At 72.4% G+C, this 18,297-nt stretch carries 20 protein-coding genes; 11 read left to right on the forward strand and 9 right to left on the reverse strand.

The features are described 5' to 3' along the window. Window positions 1-102: 102 nt before the first annotated feature. Together ACFW9Z_RS04590 and ACFW9Z_RS04595 are read right to left on the reverse strand one after the other, a co-directional pair. Window positions 103-546, reverse strand: a complete 444-nt coding sequence (locus ACFW9Z_RS04590; protein ID WP_384634249.1) for an ATP-binding protein — start codon at window positions 544-546, stop codon at window positions 103-105. Between the two features lie 287 nt (window positions 547-833). Further along, window positions 834-1,748, reverse strand: a complete 915-nt coding sequence (locus ACFW9Z_RS04595; protein WP_384634251.1) for a hypothetical protein — start codon at window positions 1,746-1,748, stop codon at window positions 834-836. Between the two features lie 118 nt (window positions 1,749-1,866). Between ACFW9Z_RS04595 and dapE the strand changes: the two genes are divergently transcribed. Both dapE and ACFW9Z_RS04605 read left to right on the forward strand, forming a co-directional pair. Continuing rightward, a complete protein-coding gene (gene dapE / locus ACFW9Z_RS04600) occupies window positions 1,867-2,946 on the forward strand; it encodes a succinyl-diaminopimelate desuccinylase (RefSeq protein ID WP_384634254.1) in 1,080 nt (359 codons plus the stop codon). Between the two features lie 128 nt (window positions 2,947-3,074). Beyond that, complete coding sequence (locus ACFW9Z_RS04605) at window positions 3,075-3,860, forward strand: TIGR00730 family Rossman fold protein (RefSeq protein WP_384634257.1); 786 nt, start codon at window positions 3,075-3,077, stop codon at window positions 3,858-3,860. Window positions 3,861-4,006: 146 nt separating this feature from the next. Here the strand turns inward: ACFW9Z_RS04605 and folP are convergent, their stop codons facing one another. Beyond that, entirely contained in the window at window positions 4,007-4,879 is an 873-nt protein-coding gene (gene folP, locus ACFW9Z_RS04610; protein WP_384634260.1) for a dihydropteroate synthase, read from the reverse strand. 116 nt (window positions 4,880-4,995) lie between these two features. Here folP and ACFW9Z_RS04615 point away from each other — a divergent pair, with 116 nt between their 5' ends. Both ACFW9Z_RS04615 and ACFW9Z_RS04620 read left to right on the forward strand, forming a co-directional pair. After that, window positions 4,996-5,412 (forward strand): cell division protein DivIVA, encoded by a 417-nt coding sequence (locus ACFW9Z_RS04615; RefSeq protein ID WP_384634629.1) that lies wholly within the window; start codon window positions 4,996-4,998, stop codon window positions 5,410-5,412. After that, entirely contained in the window at window positions 5,409-6,002 is a 594-nt protein-coding gene (locus ACFW9Z_RS04620; protein WP_384634264.1) for a DNA-3-methyladenine glycosylase I, read from the forward strand. The genes ACFW9Z_RS04615 and ACFW9Z_RS04620 overlap by 4 nt, the downstream gene beginning before the upstream one ends. Before the next feature lie 4 nt (window positions 6,003-6,006). Here ACFW9Z_RS04620 and ACFW9Z_RS04625 read toward each other — a convergent pair whose 3' ends face one another. After that, complete coding sequence (locus ACFW9Z_RS04625) at window positions 6,007-6,819, reverse strand: enoyl-CoA hydratase/isomerase family protein (RefSeq protein WP_384634266.1); 813 nt, start codon at window positions 6,817-6,819, stop codon at window positions 6,007-6,009. Window positions 6,820-7,135: 316 nt separating this feature from the next. On the opposite strand from ACFW9Z_RS04625, the gene ACFW9Z_RS04630 reads away from it, so the two are divergent. Beyond that, window positions 7,136-7,303: a DUF3117 domain-containing protein gene (locus ACFW9Z_RS04630; RefSeq protein WP_003966491.1), complete on the forward strand. Its 168-nt coding sequence runs from the start codon at window positions 7,136-7,138 to the stop codon at window positions 7,301-7,303. 92 nt (window positions 7,304-7,395) lie between these two features. Here the strand turns inward: ACFW9Z_RS04630 and ACFW9Z_RS04635 are convergent, their stop codons facing one another. Continuing rightward, on the reverse strand, window positions 7,396-8,061 hold the full coding sequence (locus ACFW9Z_RS04635; protein ID WP_384634269.1) for an O-methyltransferase: 666 nt from the start codon (window positions 8,059-8,061) through the stop codon (window positions 7,396-7,398). Between the two features lie 178 nt (window positions 8,062-8,239). Here ACFW9Z_RS04635 and sigE point away from each other — a divergent pair, with 178 nt between their 5' ends. The 5 genes from sigE to ACFW9Z_RS04660 all read left to right on the forward strand — a co-directional run bounded on the left by sigE (window position 8,240) and on the right by ACFW9Z_RS04660 (window position 13,493). Beyond that, window positions 8,240-9,001: an RNA polymerase sigma factor SigE gene (gene sigE, locus ACFW9Z_RS04640; protein WP_179500089.1), complete on the forward strand. Its 762-nt coding sequence runs from the start codon at window positions 8,240-8,242 to the stop codon at window positions 8,999-9,001. Further along, the gene (locus tag ACFW9Z_RS04645; RefSeq protein WP_384634273.1) at window positions 8,998-10,047 is read left to right on the forward strand and encodes an anti-sigma factor family protein; all 1,050 of its coding nucleotides are present in this window, start codon (window positions 8,998-9,000) and stop codon (window positions 10,045-10,047) included. Before sigE ends, ACFW9Z_RS04645 begins: the two co-directional genes overlap by 4 nt. Before the next feature lie 151 nt (window positions 10,048-10,198). Next, a complete protein-coding gene (locus ACFW9Z_RS04650) occupies window positions 10,199-12,076 on the forward strand; it encodes a trypsin-like peptidase domain-containing protein (RefSeq protein WP_384634276.1) in 1,878 nt (625 codons plus the stop codon). A gap of 127 nt (window positions 12,077-12,203) precedes the next feature. Beyond that, window positions 12,204-12,701, forward strand: coding sequence for a sec-independent translocase (locus tag ACFW9Z_RS04655; protein WP_384634279.1), 498 nt, complete (start codon window positions 12,204-12,206; stop codon window positions 12,699-12,701). A 126-nt stretch (window positions 12,702-12,827) separates the two neighbouring features. Beyond that, window positions 12,828-13,493: a hypothetical protein gene (locus ACFW9Z_RS04660; RefSeq protein ID WP_384634282.1), complete on the forward strand. Its 666-nt coding sequence runs from the start codon at window positions 12,828-12,830 to the stop codon at window positions 13,491-13,493. A 165-nt stretch (window positions 13,494-13,658) separates the two neighbouring features. Here ACFW9Z_RS04660 and ACFW9Z_RS04665 read toward each other — a convergent pair whose 3' ends face one another. From ACFW9Z_RS04665 to ACFW9Z_RS04675, 3 genes are read right to left on the reverse strand one after another with little or no spacing between them, the layout of a single operon-like run. Further along, window positions 13,659-14,792, reverse strand: coding sequence for an Mrp/NBP35 family ATP-binding protein (locus ACFW9Z_RS04665; RefSeq protein WP_384634285.1), 1,134 nt, complete (start codon window positions 14,790-14,792; stop codon window positions 13,659-13,661). Between the two features lie 43 nt (window positions 14,793-14,835). Further along, a complete protein-coding gene (locus tag ACFW9Z_RS04670; protein ID WP_384634288.1) occupies window positions 14,836-15,396 on the reverse strand; it encodes a DUF1003 domain-containing protein in 561 nt (186 codons plus the stop codon). Then, window positions 15,386-16,660, reverse strand: a complete 1,275-nt coding sequence (locus ACFW9Z_RS04675; protein ID WP_384634291.1) for a magnesium transporter MgtE N-terminal domain-containing protein — start codon at window positions 16,658-16,660, stop codon at window positions 15,386-15,388. The genes ACFW9Z_RS04670 and ACFW9Z_RS04675 overlap by 11 nt, the downstream gene beginning before the upstream one ends. Before the next feature lie 303 nt (window positions 16,661-16,963). On the opposite strand from ACFW9Z_RS04675, the gene ACFW9Z_RS04680 reads away from it, so the two are divergent. Further along, window positions 16,964-17,728, forward strand: coding sequence for a hypothetical protein (locus ACFW9Z_RS04680; protein WP_384634294.1), 765 nt, complete (start codon window positions 16,964-16,966; stop codon window positions 17,726-17,728). A gap of 12 nt (window positions 17,729-17,740) precedes the next feature. Here ACFW9Z_RS04680 and ACFW9Z_RS04685 read toward each other — a convergent pair whose 3' ends face one another. Next, window positions 17,741-18,271 (reverse strand): hypothetical protein, encoded by a 531-nt coding sequence (locus ACFW9Z_RS04685; RefSeq protein ID WP_384634296.1) that lies wholly within the window; start codon window positions 18,269-18,271, stop codon window positions 17,741-17,743. Window positions 18,272-18,297: the final 26 nt, after the last annotated feature.

Below are 18,297 nucleotides of genomic sequence, written 5' to 3' on the forward strand. Positions count from 1 at the left end.
TTGCCCTCGTCGTCTTCTACGTCTTGACTCGGTGCGGGGGCGGCGGGGCCCCCCCCCCCCCCCCCGCCCCTCTCGTACGTTCGTATGTCGTACGGCGGTGGGTCAGCCGATCGGCAGGCCGCTCAGCGGCAGGCCACCCGTGGGCAGCCCGCCGCCCTGGGTGAGGGCGTCGGTCGGCAGACCGCCACCGGCGGCGTCGGCCACACCGCCGACGGCCCCGCCCAGCTGGCCCGCGGTCTGGCCCGCGGTCTCCTGGGCGGCCGGGGCGGCCACCGCGGCGGTGTTGCCGGCGGCCTTGCCCGCGGCCGGTACGGCGGTGCCGACGATACGGCCGCCGGTGTCACCGGCCGCCTGGGTGCCCTGCTGGGCGGCGCTGTCCAGGGTGTTGCCGACGCTCGCACCGTCCAGCGCGGTCAGGCCGCCCAGGTCCGGGGTCTGCGGGAGCTCTGCGGCACCTGCGGCACCGGCCGCACCGACCACGGGGACGACACCCGCGGCGAACAGCAGCGCGGTACGAGCGATCCGACGGGGCAGGGGGAGGGACATGGTGCTCCTTCGACGAGATGTCAACGATTCGTTCCGGTGAGCCGGACGGACTGACAACAGGTCGGAGGGGAGGGAAAGTTGCGGCGGGCAAAGGTAAAGAGTAAGTAATGCGTCCGATAATCCGCAGTGGAGGAACCCGGGCAAACACTGCATTCCGAAGTCGTTCGACGAACCGTCACTTCCCTTGGGCGGCAAGGGAATCGGTGCGGAACGAACGGAAGGGGGAGGGTGCTGCCGAAGCGGGTCCGGGAGATAGGCCTTAGGGCCCGTACGGGTGACGCTTCGTACTACTGGGCGACCCGGATTCCGACGGCCGCCGTGCCGGGCTGCTTGTCCTTCGCGTTCTCGGTGCGCCAGCCCGAACCGGCCTCCCAGATCCGGTCGGCATAGCTCACGCGCTCGATCCGCAGCTCCTGGGAGTGCGCCACCGCCCAGTGCGCCAGCTCCCAGCCGCGCCGGGGCGCGGTGTCGGCCTTCGCCCGCGCTGCCGCCGGTACGGGCACCGAGACGGTGGAGGCGGCCGAGGCCCCGGCGGCCTTCGTGGCCGGGAGGACGTCCTTGCCGAAGGTGCGGATCAGCTCGGCCCGCACCTTCGCCGCGTCCCCCGGGCCCTCCGCGGCCTTCGTCGAGGGCGTGCAGTTCAGCGCGGTGGGCTCGCGCCCGGTCAGCGCGGCGGCCAGCAGCGCGGCATCCGGCTCGTGCTTCGCGTACGCCTGCGGGAACCCGCTGCGCTGCACGCGCTGCGCGGCCACGGTCAGCGGGAGCCGCGAGTAGCCCGGGACCTCGGCGAGGTGGTCGTAGAACTCCCCGGCCGAGTGGACTGGGTCCATGATCTGCGCCACGGTGCCCCAGCCCTGCGAGGGACGCTGCTGGAACAGGCCCACCGAGTCACGGTCCCCGTAGTCGATGTTGCGGAGCGTGGACTCCTGGATCGCCGTGGCGATCGCGATCGTCACCGCCCGCTCCGGCATCCCGCGCGTGGTCCCGACGGCGGAGATCGTCGCCGCGTTCGCCGCCTGGTGCAGGCTCATCTCGTACACGTGGTCCCCGTCGGCGGCGCGCACCACACAGCGCGGCACGGCCTTGGTGTTCGAGGAGTCGTACTGCACGGCCAGATAGCCGCCGAGCGCCGCGAGCACGGCGAGGGCGGCCGTGTAACGGAGGAGGCGGCTGCGACGGCGGGGGCTGGCTGTCCGGGGCACGGGCCCCACCGTACTGGAGGGTTCGGCCGGGGCCGATACCCCAGTCCCTCATGGCCCGATACCCCGGTCCCTCAGGGGCGTGGCCAGGTCCGGCGTGCCGTCCTCTAGGGTCGTGGCCATGTCCGACAGCACGCTTGACCTGACCCTGGACGGCCCGGCGCTCACCGCCCGGCTCGTCGACATCCCCTCGGTCAGCGGGGAGGAGAAGGCACTCGCCGACGCGATCGAGACGGCGCTGCGCGGCCTGCCCCATCTGACCGTCGACCGCCACGGCAACAACGTCGTCGCCCGCACGAACCTCGGCCGCGCCGAGCGTGTCGTCCTCGCCGGGCACATCGACACCGTACCGATCGCCGACAACGTCCCCTCCCGCCTCGACGCGGACGGCATCCTCTGGGGCTGCGGCACCACCGACATGAAGGCCGGGGTCGCCGTCCAGCTCCGGATCGCCGCGACGGTCCCCGAACCCAACCGGGACCTGACCTTCATCTTCTACGACAACGAAGAGGTCGCCGCCGACCTCAACGGCCTCGGCCGCATCGCCGCCGCCCACCCCGACTGGCTCGCCGGAGACTTCGCGGTCCTGCTTGAGCCCTCGGAAGGCGAGGTGGAGGGCGGCTGCCAGGGCACGCTCCGGGTCCACCTCCGTACAGCAGGTGAGCGGGCACACTCCGCGCGGAGCTGGATGGGGTCCAACGCTGTCCATGCCGCCGCCCCGATCCTGGCCAAGCTGGCCGCGTACGAGCCCCGCCGCCCGGTCATCGACGGCCTCGAATACCACGAGGGACTCAACGCCGTGGGCATCGAGGGCGGGGTCGCCACCAACGTCATCCCGGACACCTGCACCGTCGTCGTCAACTACCGCTACGCCCCCGACCGCACCGAGGAGGAGGCCATCGCCCACGTCCGCGAGGTCTTCGCCGACTGCGGGGTGGCCGAGATCGTCATCGACGACCACTCCGGCGCGGCCATGCCCGGCCTCTCCCACCCCGCAGCGAAGGCCTTCATGGCGGCGGTCGGCGGCACCGCCCGGCCCAAGTTCGGCTGGACGGACGTCTCCCGCTTCGGCGGCCTCGGCGTCCCCGCGGTGAACTACGGCCCCGGCGACCCGATGTACGCCCACAAGCGCGACGAGCACGTGGTGGTCGAGAAGATCACCCACTGCGAGGACCGCCTCCGCTCCTGGCTGACCGACTGATCGACTGACCGGCTGACCGCTTGACGTACGGCATTCCCCCGTACGTAACCTTCGCCGATCTACGCTGGCCGGACGCAGCACGACACAGCCCGACCCAGGACGACGCAGGTCGGTGGAGGGAGCGGAACATGGGCAACGCCGAGGACGCACGGATCCCCGAAGGTGCGGAGGTCCCCGAGGGCGCGGTGGCCCCCGAGGAACAGTGGCTGGGTCCGGTACTGCGCCGCAGGGAGCAGGTCCAGCCCGGCACGACCGATCAGCGGCTGCTGGACTCCGAGGGCGACTCCGAGTGGGTGCACACCGACCCGTGGCGGGTGATGCGCATCCAGTCGGAGTTCGTCGAGGGCTTCGGCGCGCTCGCCGAGCTGCCGAGCGCGATCAGCGTCTTCGGCTCGGCCCGCACCCCCGCCGGATCGCCGGAGTACGACGCCGGGGTCGAGATCGGCAAGGCCCTGGTCGACGCGGGCTTCGCGGTGATCACCGGCGGCGGCCCCGGCGCGATGGAGGCGGCCAACAAGGGGGCCCGGGAGGCGAAGGGCGTCTCGGTCGGCCTCGGCATCGAGCTGCCCTTCGAGTCGGGGCTCAACCCGCACGTCGACATCGGCGTCAACTTCCGCTACTTCTTCGTCCGCAAGACGATGTTCGTGAAGTACGCGCAGGGCTTCGTGGTCCTGCCCGGCGGCCTCGGCACCCTGGACGAGCTCTTCGAGGCGCTCACCCTCGTCCAGACCGGCAAGGTCACCCGCTTCCCGATCGTCCTCTTCGGCACCGCCTACTGGGGCGGCCTGGTCGACTGGCTCCGCGACACGGTGGTCGCCGGCGGCAAGGCCTCGGAGAAGGACCTGCTGCTCTTCCACGTCACGGACGACGTGGAGGAGGCAGTGACGCTGGTGACGAAGGAGGTCGGGCGGTAACTTCCAGCCCACCCGGCAAATCAAGCCCGTCCGGCAAATCAAGCCCGCCCGGCGATTGAGGACATCTCTTCAGCCCCTCCGGCGCTTGAGGAGCGGGGCTCGGGGGCAGCGCCCCGGACCCCGCCCCGCCGGGCAGGCGGCAACCCCTACGCCAGCCCCCTCCGCGCCACCGCCGGCTCCCGGTGCCCGGCGATGGACGCCACCATGTCCAGCACCTGCCGCGTCTCCGCCACCTCGTGCACCCGGTACACCCGAGCCCCCAGCCACGCCGACACCGCCGTCGTGGCCAGCGTCCCGATGACCCGTTCCTTCACCGGCCGGTCCAGCGTCTCGCCCACGAAGTCCTTGTTGGACAGGGACACCAGCACCGGCCACCCCGTCCCCGCCATCTCCTCAAGGCGACGCGTCGCCTCCAGGGAGTGCCGCGTGTTCTTACCGAAGTCGTGCCCCGGGTCGATCATGATCCCGTCCGCCCGCACCCCGAGCTCCACGGCCCGCTCCGCAAGCCCGACCGTCACGCGCAGGATGTCCGCCATGACGTCGTCGTACGCGATCCGGTGCGGCCGCGTCCGCGGCTCCGCGCCCCCCGCGTGCGTGCACACGAGCCCCACCCCGTACCGCGCGGCGACCTCCGCCAGCTTCGGGTCGACCCCGCCCCACGCGTCGTTCAGCAGGTCCGCCCCGGCCTCGCAGACCGCCTCGCCCACATCGTGCCGCCAGGTGTCCACGCTGATCACCACGTCCGGGTGGCGGCGGCGGACCTCGGCGACGAACCCCACCGTGCGGCGCGCCTCCTCCTCGGCGCTCACCTCCTCGCCGGGGCCCGCCTTCACCCCGCCGATGTCGATGATCGCGGCCCCCTCGGCCACCGCCTGCTCGACCCGGGCGAGCGCCGGTTCGTCCCGGAACGTGGCGCCCTGGTCGTAGAAGGAGTCCGGGGTCCGGTTCACGATCGCCATGATCACCGGCTCGTGCGGCCCGAATTCCCGCCGCCCCAGCCTGAGTGCACCGCTTGCCATCCCCTGTTTCCTCCTCAGTAGTCCGCCTGCGACCCTAACGGTCGGCAACGGCCGGCCCCGACTGTCCGTGCCGCATGGCACGATCGGAGCCGGACGAGGTTTCCGCTCCCGGGGAGATGCGCGTGTTCTGGTTCTTGCTGCTCACGATGGTCGTGGTCGTCACGGCGGTCACCCTCGCGGTGGTCGGCGGTGGCGGGAGCGCCGTGCTCCAGGACGTGGAGCCCCAGCGGTTCACCGACCCCCTGCCCGCGAGCCGCCCGGTCGGCCGGGCGGACATCGAGGCCCTGCGCCTGCCGATGGCGGCCCGTGGCTACCGGATGGCGGACGTCGACGAGGCGCTCTCCCGGCTCGGCGCGGAGCTGGCCGAGCGGGACGCCCGGATCGCGGAGCTGGAGTCCGCCCTGGCCGGGGCCCAGGCCTCCGCGGTGAGCACGGGCGCCGATCTGTTCAAGCAGCCGGGGGACCGGCCCGCCGAGCCCGGCGACGCCCCGCAGGCCGGTGGCCCGGGCCGCACGGAAGGGGAGGGGCGATGAGCGGCGGAGCCGTCGCGGCTCCCGACGGGCGGCTGCGCTGCCCCTGGGGGCTCTCCACCGAGGACTACCTCGCCTACCACGACACCGAGTGGGGCCGCCCGGTCCACGGGGACGACGCCCTGTTCGAGCGGCTCTGCCTGGAGGCGTTCCAGTCCGGCCTGTCCTGGCTCACGATCCTGCGCCGCCGCGAGACCTTCCGTACGGCCTTCGCCGGATTCCGCATCCCCGAGGTCGCGAAGTTCACCGACGCCGACCGGGAGCGGCTCCTCGCCGACCCGGGCATCATCCGCAACCGGGCCAAGGTCGACGCCACCCTCGCCAACGCGAAGGTGCTCGCCGACTGGCCGGCCGGGGAGCTGGACGAGCTGATCTGGTCGTACGCCCCCGATCCGGCCGGCCGCCCCGCCCCGCGCGGACTGGACGACGTCCCCGCCGTCACCCCGGAGTCCACCGCGCTCGCCAAGGAGCTGAAGAAGCGCTCGATCCGCTTCGTCGGCCCCACCACCGCCTACGCCCTGATGCAGGCGTGCGGACTGGTCGACGACCACCTCGCGGACTGCGCGGCCCGGGGCGGGGCCACCGTGGGATGAGCGGTCACTTCCCCAGGTAGACCGGCTTCTCCTTCTTCAGGAACGCCTCCACCGCGATGGTGTGGTCCTGCGACGCGCCCGCCCGGGTCTGGAGCTCGTCCTCCTTCTCCAGCGTCTCAGCGAGCGTGTGCCCGGCGCCGTACGCCATCGACTCCTTCAGCGCCGCGTACGCCACCGTCGGACCGTTGGCCAGGGTGCGGGCCACCTCGGCGGCGCGCTCGGCCAGCTCGGCCGCCGGGACCACGCGGTTGACGAGGCCCAGCTCCAGGGCGTCCTGCGCGGGGATCGAGCGCGGGAAGAGCAGCAGATCGGCGGCGCGGGTCTGCCCGATCAGCCGGGGCAGGGTCCAGGACACGCCCGAGTCGGCGGTCAGTGCGACGCCCGCGAACGAGGTGTTGAAGGAGGCGGTGTCGGCGACCACCCGGTAGTCGGCCGCCAGGGCGAACCCGAACCCGGCCCCGGCCGCGACACCGTTCACCCCGGCGACGACCGGCTTAGGCATCTCGGTGATCGCCCGCACGATCGGGTTGTAGTGCTCGCGCACCGTGCTCAGCGCGTTGCCGTCGCCCGCCTCACGGGTCGCCGCGAGCGTGGCGATGTGCTCCTTGAGGTCCTGGCCGACACAGAAGGCGCGCCCGGTGGCCGTGAGCAGAACCGCCCGTACACCCGGGTCCGCGGCCGCGGCCCGGAGAGAGTCCCGCAGCGCGACCTTCGCCGCGGTGTTCAGGGCGTTCATCGCCTCGGGTCGGTTGATCGTGATCGTCGCGAGACCGTCGGTCACGTCGTAGAGCACGGTGTTAGCCAGCTCGTCGGCCATGGTGCTTGTCCCCTCACTGCTCGGGCATCGTTGCCACTGGAGGCAAGCATGGCCGACGCGGGGCGGCCCGCAGATGTGACCTGCGTCTAACAATTGGCTCTCACCTGGGGGCCCGGAGTGGCGCAGTATCGCAGCCGGATCGCCGAATTGAGTGGTTTTGAGAGAGCGCGTTGCGCAAGCGATGCAGAGCGATGTTGGTCATCAGGGTCGTTGATGCGGGATAATGGCGAAGAAGCAATGTGTTCGATGCCGGTGAGGCAGCGCCTGTCATGGGGCCGCCGGTTGCGATGAGCTGGTTTCAGGAAGGGGAACGAGCATGGCGGCCATGAAGCCGCGGACGGGCGACGGCCCGCTCGAGGTGACAAAGGAGGGGCGGGGCATCGTCATGCGCGTTCCGCTCGAAGGCGGCGGTCGGCTTGTTGTCGAGCTGACTCCGGACGAGGCCGATGCCCTCGGCGACGCGCTGAAGAAGGTCGTCGGCTGACGCGGAACGCCCATCACCTTCACCACTGCCCGGTACGGATCTCCGTACCGGGCAGTGGTGCGTTCACAGGCGTTGTTGCTACGAGTACGGGGTCAGCCGCGCCGGACCGCGCAGAGCAGCCCGTCCCCGACCGGCAGGAGCGTCGGCATCAGCTCCTGGCTCTCGCGCACCGCGCGCAGCAGCTCCCGCAGCCGCAGCACCTCGGCGGGCTGGGCGGCGGAGTCGACGGTGCGGCCGTCGGCGAAGACGCCCTCGAAGCAGACCAGGCCGCCGGGGCGCAGCAGGCGCAACGATTCAGCGAGGCAGTCGAGGCTCTCCAGCCGGTCGCCGTCGCAGAAGACGAGGTCGTAACCGCCGTCCGCGAGCCGGGGCAGGACGTCCAGCGCGCGGCCGGGGATGAAGCGGGACCGGTTGGAGGCGAAGCCCGCCTCGCGGAACGCCTCCCGGGCGAACTGCTGCCGCTCGGGCTCCGGGTCCACCGTGGTCAGCACCCCGTCCGGCCGCATCCCGTGCAGCAGATAGATGCCGGACACGCCCGTGCCCGTACCGATTTCCGCCACCGCTTTGGCGCCCGCGGCGCCGGCCAGCAGGCGCAGCGCGGCACCGGTGCCGGGTGACACCGAGCGGAGACCCAGCTCGCGGGCCCGGTCCCGGGCCCGGTGCAGAGCTTCGTCCTCGGCGACAAAGGCGTCGGCGAGGCTCCAGCTCGTCTGCCGGTTGGCGGTAATGACCCTCTCCTGTCCCCGTAGTTGGCGCAACGGTGACTGTATCCGCTGGACCCGGGAACCCGCAGATGGGACCGGGCGTTGTGCAAGGAGTGGGGAAAGCGCAGCTGCCCGGCCCGCGGATCGGACCGGCCGGCTGTCGCGAAGTTCCGGGTGAAGCCCGGCCCCAGCAGGGAAAAAGGCTTATCCGGAGCTAACGGGCGAGGTGGCTATGGTAGGGGCTCCACTGGACACCACCAGAGCCGATAGGGGAGGTGCGGCTGCGCCTGTGGATCGGGGCGGGGTGCTGCGGCGCCTTCTCAGGTCGGCCGGTGAGCCGAAATCCGTGACCAACATTGCTGACCGTTCTTCCGAAGACTCCGCACCGACCGCGACCTTCGCCTCTGATGCGGATTCTCAGGCGTGGACCCCGCCCTCATGGGAAGAGATCGTCAGCACGCACAGCGGTCGCGTGTACCGCCTTGCCTACCGGCTGACGGGCAACCAGCACGACGCCGAGGACCTGACGCAGGAAGTCTTCGTCAGGGTCTTCCGTTCGCTGTCGACCTACACACCCGGCACCTTCGAGGGCTGGCTGCACCGCATCACCACCAATCTCTTCCTCGACATGGTCCGGCGCAAGCAGCGGATCCGCTTCGACTCGCTCGGTGACGACGCGGCCGAGCGGCTGCCCAGCCGGGAGCCGTCGCCGCAGCAGGTCTTCAACGACACCCACTTCGACGCCGATGTGCAGCAGGCGCTGGACACCCTCGCGCCCGAATTCCGCGCCGCCGTCGTCCTCTGCGACATCGAGGGCCTCAGCTACGAGGAGATCGCCGCCACCCTCGGGGTGAAGCTCGGCACCGTGCGCAGCCGCATCCACCGCGGCCGCTCGCATCTGCGCAAGGCGCTCAAGCACCGTTCGCCCGAGGCCCGCGCCGAGCAGCGCTCCCTGGCGGACGCGGTCCTGGCAGGGGAGGGCGGAACGGCGTGAGCGGTACAGGTCCCACCGGTCCCACCCCGGCCGAAGCGCATCTGGGGGACCGGCTCGCCGCGCTGGTCGACGGCGAGCTCAATCACGATGCCCGCGAGCGGGTCCTCGCCCATCTGGCGACCTGCGCCCGGTGCAAGGCCGAGGCCGACGCCCAGCGCCGCCTCAAGAGCGCCTTCGCCATGTCCGCCTCACCCTCGCCCTCCGAGGGGTTCCTGGCCCGTCTCCAGGGCCTTCCCGGGGGTCCTGGCGGCGACGGCCCCGGTGGCGGCAGGCCGTTCGGCTCCGGCGGGCCCTTCGCCGACGAGTTCTTCCCCCCGGCCCGGTCCTCCGGCTCCACCCGAGGCGACGCCGCGTCCCCCTCCTCCTCCCCGCTGGACGAGTTCGGCTATTTCCCGGCCCCCCACGGCTCCACCGCCCTCCCGGGCGGTCACCGTTCCGCCTTCCGCATACACGAGGTGGCCCGGGACGCCGAGCGCTCCCCGTGGCGCGGCCGGCGCTTCGCCTTCGCCGCGGCCGGTGCCGTCTCCCTGGCAGCGCTCGCGCTCGGCGGCAGCCTGCCGCTGGATTACGGCTCCGAATCCGTCCCGCGCGCCGAGGGCAGCGGCAACAGCGTGACCCCGCTCGACGCCGAGACCCGCGCCGGAGGCTCCGCCGAGGCGGTCAGCCGCCGGGGCGGTGCCCAGTCGGTGGGCGGCGAGCCCCTGTCGGCCGACCGGTCCGCCGTCGACGTGTCGTCGACCGGTGCGTACCGGCCGTCCCCCTCGCTCACCCATGCCCCGGTGGTGAAGCCGCCCCTGTCCCCGCGCGCGCACATGGCGACGCCCCTGCTGCTCGGCACGTCGGCATCGGGCGGCCACCCGTTCGCGTTCCCGGTGCTGAACGTCTCCGTGCCGCCGCCGCTGATACGTCCGAGCGGTGGCTCGACCCCGCTGCTCGCGGCGGTGCTGGGCAGCGGTTCGACGGCGAAGGCGGTCACACCGCCGGCCCCCTCGACTCCGGCTCCGGCCGCCCCGACCAACGACCTGGCGAGCCCGCTCTCCCCCTGAGTCCCCCGTCCGGACCCCGAGCCCTGCCGTCCGGATCAGGCCGGGCTCCGTCCGAACCGTGACGGGGCCCTGCGCAGGGCCCCGCCGACCTGGTTGAATCCCGGGGAGGGACGCCTCTGTGGGGCGTGCAGAGGCCAGTTGCGGAGAGAGCATGGACGACGGGAAGCCCACCGGGCCCCAGGCGAAGTGGTGGAGCCGCCCCACGGCGGGGCGGCCCGGCCGCGCCGAGCCAGAGGACCGGGAGGCGGGCACGGGCGAGGGCGAGGCCGTGCCCCCGTCCGGGCACACGGAGCGCGCCGCCCGTTCTGGTGACCCTGTCCACCCTGACAGCGCCGCCCGTCCCGGCGGTGCCGGGCACCCCGGCGGTAGCGGACGCTCCGACGCCACCGCCCAGTCCGGCACCACCGCCCACCCCGACACCACCGGGCACCCCGGCAGCTCCGGCGCCACCGCCCACCCCGGTGGCCGGGAGCCGCAGCTGTCCCAGTCGTCCCAGTCGGCCCAGCCGTCCCGCCCGTCCGGGGTGCCGCTGCATGAGCCCGACGAGTACAGCACCCCGCCGTACGGCGGCCCCGGACCGTGGGCGCCCGCGCCGCCGGTCCAGCGGCCGACCCCGGCCCACGGCACCCCCGTACCACCGCAGACCCAGGCCGCCCCCGTGCCGCCCCACACCGCTCCCGTACAGCCGCAGCCCACCTCCGTACCGCCGCAACCCGCCCCCGTACCACCGCAGCAGTCGTCGCCCCTGCCGCCGCAGCCCACCCCCGTACCGCCTCCGGGCGCTCCGGAGCAGGCGCCGTACGCCGGGGCGGGGGAGCCGCAGGCCTCGCAGTGGCTCCAGTACGACCCGTGGGGTGCGCCCGGGCAGCCGCTGACCCAGACGGGACCGGCGCCGGGCACCGAGCCGGGGCGCCGGAAGAACCGCCGGGGCGGGGCCTTCGCCGGGGTGCTCCTGCTGACCCTGGTCGCCAGCGGTATCGGCGGCGGAGTCGGCGCGTACATCGAGCGCCATGGCGGGCTGACCACCGTCGAGCTGCCCCAGGCGAGCCACGACAACGGCGACCGGGCCCCCGAGAGCGTCGCGGGCATCGCTGCCAGCGCCCTGCCGAGCGTGGTCACCCTGCACGTCAGCGGCACCGCCGAGTCCGGCACGGGCACCGGCTTCGTCCTCGACAACCGGGGCCACATCCTCACCAACAACCACGTCGTCGCCCCGGCCGGCTCCAGCGGGGACATCACCGTCACGTTCAGCACCGGCGAGACGGCCGCCGCCGAGCTCGTCGGCAAGGACAGCGGCTACGACCTCGCCGTCGTCCGGGTCAAGGGGGTCTCCGGCCTCAAGCCCCTGCCGCTGGGCAACTCCGACAACGTCCGGGTGGGCGACCCCGTGGTGGCCATCGGCGCCCCCTTCGACCTGTCCAACACGGTCACCTCGGGCATCATCAGCGCCAAGCAGCGGCCGATCACCGCGGGCGGCGAGAAGGGCGACGGCAGCGACATCAGCTACGTCGACGCCCTCCAGACCGACGCCCCGATCAACCCGGGCAACTCCGGCGGCCCGCTGGTCGACACCCAGGCCCATGTCATCGGCATCAACAGCGCCATCCGCGCCGCCGACAGCGGCAAGGGGCCCGAGCGCGGCGGCCAGTCCGGCTCCATTGGCCTCGGCTTCGCGATACCGATCAACCAGGGCAAGCGCGTCGCCGAGGAGCTGATCAACACCGGCCGGGCGACCCACCCCGTGATCGGCGTCACGCTGGACATGAAGTTCACCGGCGACGGCGCCAAGGTCGGCGTGAAGGGCGCCGACGACGGCCCCGCGGTCACCAAGGACGGACCGGCCGCCAAGGCGGGCATCCGCTCCGGCGACGTCATCACCGCCGTCCAGGGCCAGCGGGTGCACAGCGGGGAGGAGCTGATCGTGAAGATCCGCGCCCACCGGCCGGGCGACCGGCTGGAGCTGCGGCTCACCCGAGGTGGCAAGGAGCTGTCCGTCACCTTGACGCTGGGCTCGGCGAGCGGCACGTGAGCGACATGGCGAGGTACCGCCCGGACAGCTCGGCCAGGTACCGTTGAGCGGTCCGGGCACCCGACCCAGCCTGCCGCGGACGTCGGCATCAGGCGGAGAACACGCGGAGAACACGAGGAGCAGCTAGGTGTTCAATGACATAGGCGCACTGGAGCTGCTGACCATCGGAGTCCTGGCCGTGCTGGTCTTCGGCCCCGACAAGCTGCCCAAGCTCATCCAGGACGTCACGCGCACCATCCGCAAGATCCGTGAGTTCTCGGACAGCGCCAAGGAAGACATCCGTACGGAGCTGGGCCCGCAGTTCAAGGACTTCGAGTTCGAGGACCTCAACCCCAAGACGTTCGTCCGCAAGCAGCTGATGGACGGCAGCGACGACCTGGGGCTGAAGGAGATCCGCGAGAGCTTCGACCTGCGCAAGGAGATCGCCGACGTCACGGACGCGGTGAACGGCCGCACACCCGCACCGGATTCCGCCAACAGTGCGGCGAACGGCTCGGCGGGCGCGTCGGCCACCACGACCTCGCCCAGCCTCACCAAGACCGGTGACACCACCCCTGACCTGCTGAAGAAGACCCCGCCGCAGGCGCAGAGCGAGCGGCCGCCGTTCGATGCGGACGCCACCTGACACCAGGTCAATCCCGACTCGTCCGGACGGTATGGCTATTCTCCATCTGTCCGGTTGCGAGGACGCCCATGCCCGCGGGGGGCGGGCCGCTCCGGATCAGGACTGATCGAGGAGGCGGCCGCTCAGATGGAGACGACGAGTCGGGTGGATACGGACGGTGCCCCTGGCACGGTCACGGCGGAGGAGGTGCCGGCGGCCCGGCGGCGTACCGTCGACGGCTATCTGGAGGCCCCGTTCCCCTGGTACGGGCTGGACGAGGCCTTCACCGGTCCGCGCTGGCTGATGCAGGTCGGCACGGCGGCGGACGGCACGGTGCAGCACGGTTCGACCGGGCACGGTGACGAGCCCTCGGTGAAGACGGACGGTTCCGCCGCCGAGAAGGAGCGGTTCGCGGCCGTCATCACGGTCGCCGCGAGCCCCGTGAGACGCAGCGGCGACGGTACGGGGGTCCTGGACGCCACCACGGTCTCCTCGGCCGCCTGGCTGGCCGGCTCGGGCCTGCTCGCGTACACCTGGCCGCCGCAGATGGACCACACCCTGCGCGACGACTGGCTGGACCAGCAGACCGAGACGGCGTTCACCCTCGCCGACGACCTCGGCTCCGCGCCCTGGTCGACGCTCTCCCTGCCGGTGGACGGGGTTCCGGTGGAGTTCCACTACCGGGAGTCCGAGTTCGGCTGGGTGCTCGCCGGGTCGGCGCACGAGGGCGTGCACATCGGGGCGTACGGGCGGGGGATGAGCGCGTACGGTCTGGGCTTCGCGGTGATCAAGGACATCGCGAGCTACGCGTAGGGCCGGGGGCGTCCGGCGGGCCGCTTTCGTCCTCAAGCGCCGGACGGGCTGGGTGGGCGTCCGGACGGGTCCGACGGGCCGGCCTCGTCCGGCGCTCGGGTCACACGATGTCCTCGAACGCCGGACGGGCCGGGTGGAGGTCCGGACGGGCTGGGCTCCGGTCTCTCAGAACTTGTTGCGCGGGGTGATCCCCAGTGACATGCCCGACAGGCCCCGCTGGCGGCCGCCCAGCTTGCCCGCGATGGCCCGCAGCGCGCTGCCCGCCGGGGAGTCCGGGTCGGACAGGACCACCGGCTTGCCCTCGTCGCCGCCCTCGCGCAGCCGTACGTCGATCGGGATCGAGCCCAGCACCGGCACCTCGGCGCCGACCGTGCGGGTCAGGCCCTCGGCGACCCGGGCGCCGCCGCCCGAGCCGAAGACGTCGACCATCTCGTCGCAGTGCGGACACGGCATGCCCGACATGTTCTCGACGACGCCGACGATCTTCTGGTGGGTCTGTACGGCGATGGAACCGGCCCGCTCCGCCACCTCGGCCGCCGCCTGCTGCGGGGTCGTGACCACCAGGATCTCCGCGTTCGGCACGAGCTGCGCCACGGAGATCGCGATGTCACCCGTGCCCGGCGGCAGGTCCAGCAGCAGGACGTCCAGGTCGCCCCAGTACACATCGGCCAGGAACTGCTGGAGCGCCCGGTGCAGCATCGGGCCGCGCCACACCACGGGGGCGTTGCCCGGGGTGAACATGCCGATGGAGATGACCTTCACGCCGTGCGAGGACGGCGGCATGATCATGTTCTCGACCTGGGTGGGCTTGCCGTCCGCACCGAGCATCCGGGGCACGCTGTGCCCGTAGATGTCCGCGTCCACGACGCCCACCTTCAGCCCGTCGGCCGCCATCGCCGCCGCGAGGTTCACCGTCACCGAGGACTTGCCGACGCCGCCCTTTCCGGAGGCGACCGCGTACACCCGGGTCAGTGAGCCGGGCTTGGCGAAGGGCACCTCGCGCTCGGCCGTGCCGCCGCGCAGCGAGCTCGCCAGCTCCTTGCGCTGCTCGTCGCTCATGACGTCGAGGGTGACCTCCACCCGGGAGACGCCCTCCACCCGGGAGACCGCCTCCGTCACGTTCCTGGTGATCGTGTCGCGCATCGGGCAGCCGGAGACCGTGAGATACACCGTGACAGCGACTACACCGTCAGGATCGATCTCGACCGATTTCACCATGCCCAGCTCGGTGATCGGGCGGTGGATCTCCGGGTCGTTCACTGTCGCCAGTGCCTCAAGCACCGCGTCTTCCGTAGCCATACCGACGATGTTACGGCGCCGGGCCCTACGGGCGGGTAGCCCGTCAGCGGTCGCCTTCGTCACTCTCGGATGTCCGTACGATCCGGCGGTCCTCCATGTCCCGCACCATGTCCTGGAGCTCCGAGCGGATCCAGTCCCGGGTGGCGACCTCCCCGAGGCCCATCCGCAGCGCCGCGATCTCCCGGCTGAGGTACTCGGTGTCGGCGATGGACCGCTCGTTCTGCTTGCGGTCCTGCTCGTGGGTGACCCGGTCCCGGTCGTCCTGCCGGTTCTGGGCGAGCAGGATCAGCGGGGCCGCGTACGAGGCCTGGAGCGAGAGCATCAGGGTCAGGAAGATGAACGGGTACTCGTCCCAGCGCAGCTCCTTCGGCGCCCAGACGTTCCACGCCACCCAGACGATGATGATCAGCGTCATCCAGACGATGAACCGCCCGGTCCCCAGGAACCGTGCGATCCGCTCGGAGAACCGGCCGAACGCCTCCGGGTCGTACTCCGGCAGCAGCTTCAGCCCCGGCGACTTCGGCTGGTCGATCCGGGTGCGCGGGGGCCGCACCAGGCCCGACGAACCCGTCGACGCGGCCTTCGACCGCTCCTCACCGGCCATGCCGGATGCCCCCCTCGCCGTGGAAGTCGGTCTCGCGCCAGTCCTCGGGGAGCAGGTGGTCCAGGACGTCGTCCACGGTCACCGCGCCCAGCAGCGACCCGCTCTCGTCCACCACGGGCGCCGAGACCAGGTTGTACGCGGCCAGATAGCTGGTCACCGTCGGCAGCGGGGTGTCCGGGGGCAGCGGCACCAGATCGCTGTCGACGATGGAGCTGACCAGCGTGAACGGCGGATCGCGCAGCAACCGCTGGAAGTGCACGGTGCCCAGGTACTTGCCGGTCGGCGTCTCGTCGGGGGAGCGGCACACGTACACCTGGGCGGCGAGCGCCGGGGACAGGTCCTGCTGCCGCACCCGGGCGAGCGCGTCCGCCACCGTGGCGTCCGGGCGCAGCACGATCGGCTCGGTCGTCATCAGACCGCCCGCCGTCCGCTCCTCGTACGACATCAGACGCCGTACGTCGGCGGCGTCGTCCGGCCGCATCAGGGTCAGCAGCCGCTCCTTGTCCTCCTCGGGCAGCTCCGAGAGCAGGTCGGCCGCGTCGTCCGGGTCCATCGCCTCCAGGACGTCGGCGGCCCGCTCCTCCTTCAGCTTGCCGAGGATCTCCACCTGGTCGTCCTCGGGCAGCTCCTCCAGGACGTCGGCGAGCCGGTCGTCGTCCAGCGCGGCGGCCACCTCGACCCGGCGCTTGGGGGAGAGGTGGTGCAGGGCGTTGGCCACGTCGGCGGGGCGCAGCCGTTCGAAGGTGGCCACCAGGTTCTCGGCGCCCTGCCCGTGCTCCTCCAGCGAGAAGCCGCTGACCGCCGACCACTCCACCGTCAACGTCTCGCCCTTGCGGCGCAGCGCCCCGCCGCGCCCCTTGCGGACGAAGTACTTGTCGATCTCCCAGTCCCGGCGGGCGGGCAGCTGCTGGATCGCCACGTCCAGGACGGTGACCTCCTCGTCGCTCTCCACCAGCCGTACGCGACGGTCGAGGAACTCGCCGAGGACGAGCCGTTCGGTGGGCCGCTGTTCGAAGCGCCGCATGTTGACGACACCGGTCGTGATGACCTGGCCGGACTCGACGCCCGTCACCCGGGTCATCGGCAGGAAGATCCGCCGTCGGCTGATCACCTCGACGACCAGGCCCAGGATGCGCGGCGGCCGTGCGCCGACCCGCAGCATCGCCACCAGATCGCGGACCCGGCCGACCTGGTCCCCGTTCGGGTCGAACACGGGCACTCCGGCGAGGTGCGAGACGAAGACCCGGGGGGCTCCTGCCGCCATGCTCCGCCTCCTCGTCTCTCGTGCCGCCGGTGGTCGGCCGCTGCGCCACCGTGTCCGGCCGCTGCTCCGCCGGTGTCCGGCCGCCGCCTTGTGCTGACGCCTTGTGCCGACGCTCCGCACCGACCAGGGCGTTTCACCGTACGCGGGCAGTCGTGCGCGGACAGCCGTACGCGGGATCAGGCTAGCCCCTGCCGCCGTACCGCGCCCCGGCGGACCCGGCCGTACGGTGGGCTGCCGGACGGTGCCCGGAGCCCGGGTACGCTGCGCTCTGCCCCCCGATCGCAGTTGAGAGGCAGTACGCCCGTGACCTCTTTTGCCCCGGCAGTCCGGAATCATCACCGGACCGCGCTCGCGCTCGCGCTCTGCGGGGGGCTCGTCGCCGCCCTCACGGCCTGCGCGGGCGAGGACCCGGACAAGGGGACCAACGGGATCGGGAAACTCTCCGCGCAGCAGATCGACGCGAAGACCAGAGCGGCGGCCGACAGCGCCGACGGCGTACGGCTGGCGGGCACCCTGGTGAGCAAGGGCGGCACCTACATGCTGAACATGAAGCTCAGCGACAAGGGCGGCACGGGGTCGGTCTCCTCCAAGAAGCGGAACTTCGTGCTGCTGCGGATCGAGGACGAGCTCTTCATCAAGGCCGACGCCGACTTCTGGGTGCACGAGGACGAGGGCGGCAAGGTGAGTCCGTCCGACCAGGAGGCCGCCGAGAAGCTGGGCGGCAAGTACGTGAAGGTCCCCAAGGACGACCCCAGCTACCGGCAGCTGCGCGGCTTCACCGACAAGAAGGTCCTGCTCGGCGGTCTGCTGCCGCTGCACGGCACCCTGAACAAGGGCAGCCGGGACACGGTCGCCGGGCACCGCACCATCCAGCTCCTGGGCGGCAAGGGCGAGGGCGGGGCGCTGGACGTCTCCCTGGAGGGCAAGCCGTACCCGGTGCGGGTGGCCAGGGGCGGCGGCGGGGGCACGGTCTCCCTGGCCGACTGGGGGCGCGCCTTCCCGCTGGAGGCCCCGGACAAGGACGACACCGTGGACTACGGCGGCCAGCTCCCCAAGTCCTCCGGCTGAGCTCTCAGGCGACTACGCGTCCGCGCTCCCCCGGCGCCGCTTCAGCAGCAGCCTGGGGAGCGCGGCCGGTACGGGCCGCCGGGTGGTCGCCGCGGTCGGCAGCGGGGCGGCGGCCAGCGAGGTGTCCGGCAGATCGGTGCTGACCGCCCCGGGCGTCAGGCGCACCACCGCGCACTCCCGCGCCCAGCGCTCGGTCATCACCTCGGCGTCCGGCGCGTTGAGCCGCTTGCCCTTCAGCTCGGCGACGGCCGCCTCCCACTCCTCGGAGTGCGGCGCCAGGACCCGTACCCCCGCGGTCCAGGCGACGATCCGGCCGCCCTTGTCCTTGCTGCGTACGGTCACCTCGGCGCTCCCGCCGTCGGTCAGCCCAGGGGGCAGCGGCTGCTCGCCCGGGCCGTCCCCGACGAGGTGGGCCGCGCCCTCGTGCCAGATGTGCCAGACGGCACGGGCGGGCCCGGTGGCCCGTACCCAGATGAGGCCGGACTTCTTCGTGGCCTCCTCGACGAGGGCCCTCTCCAGCAGCGCGTCGGCTCCGTCAGTCATGGCCGGGAGCTTAGGGCCTCGCGCGG

The organism is Streptomyces sp. NPDC059452, assembly GCF_042750035.1.
GTDB lineage: Bacteria > Actinomycetota > Actinomycetes > Streptomycetales > Streptomycetaceae > Streptomyces.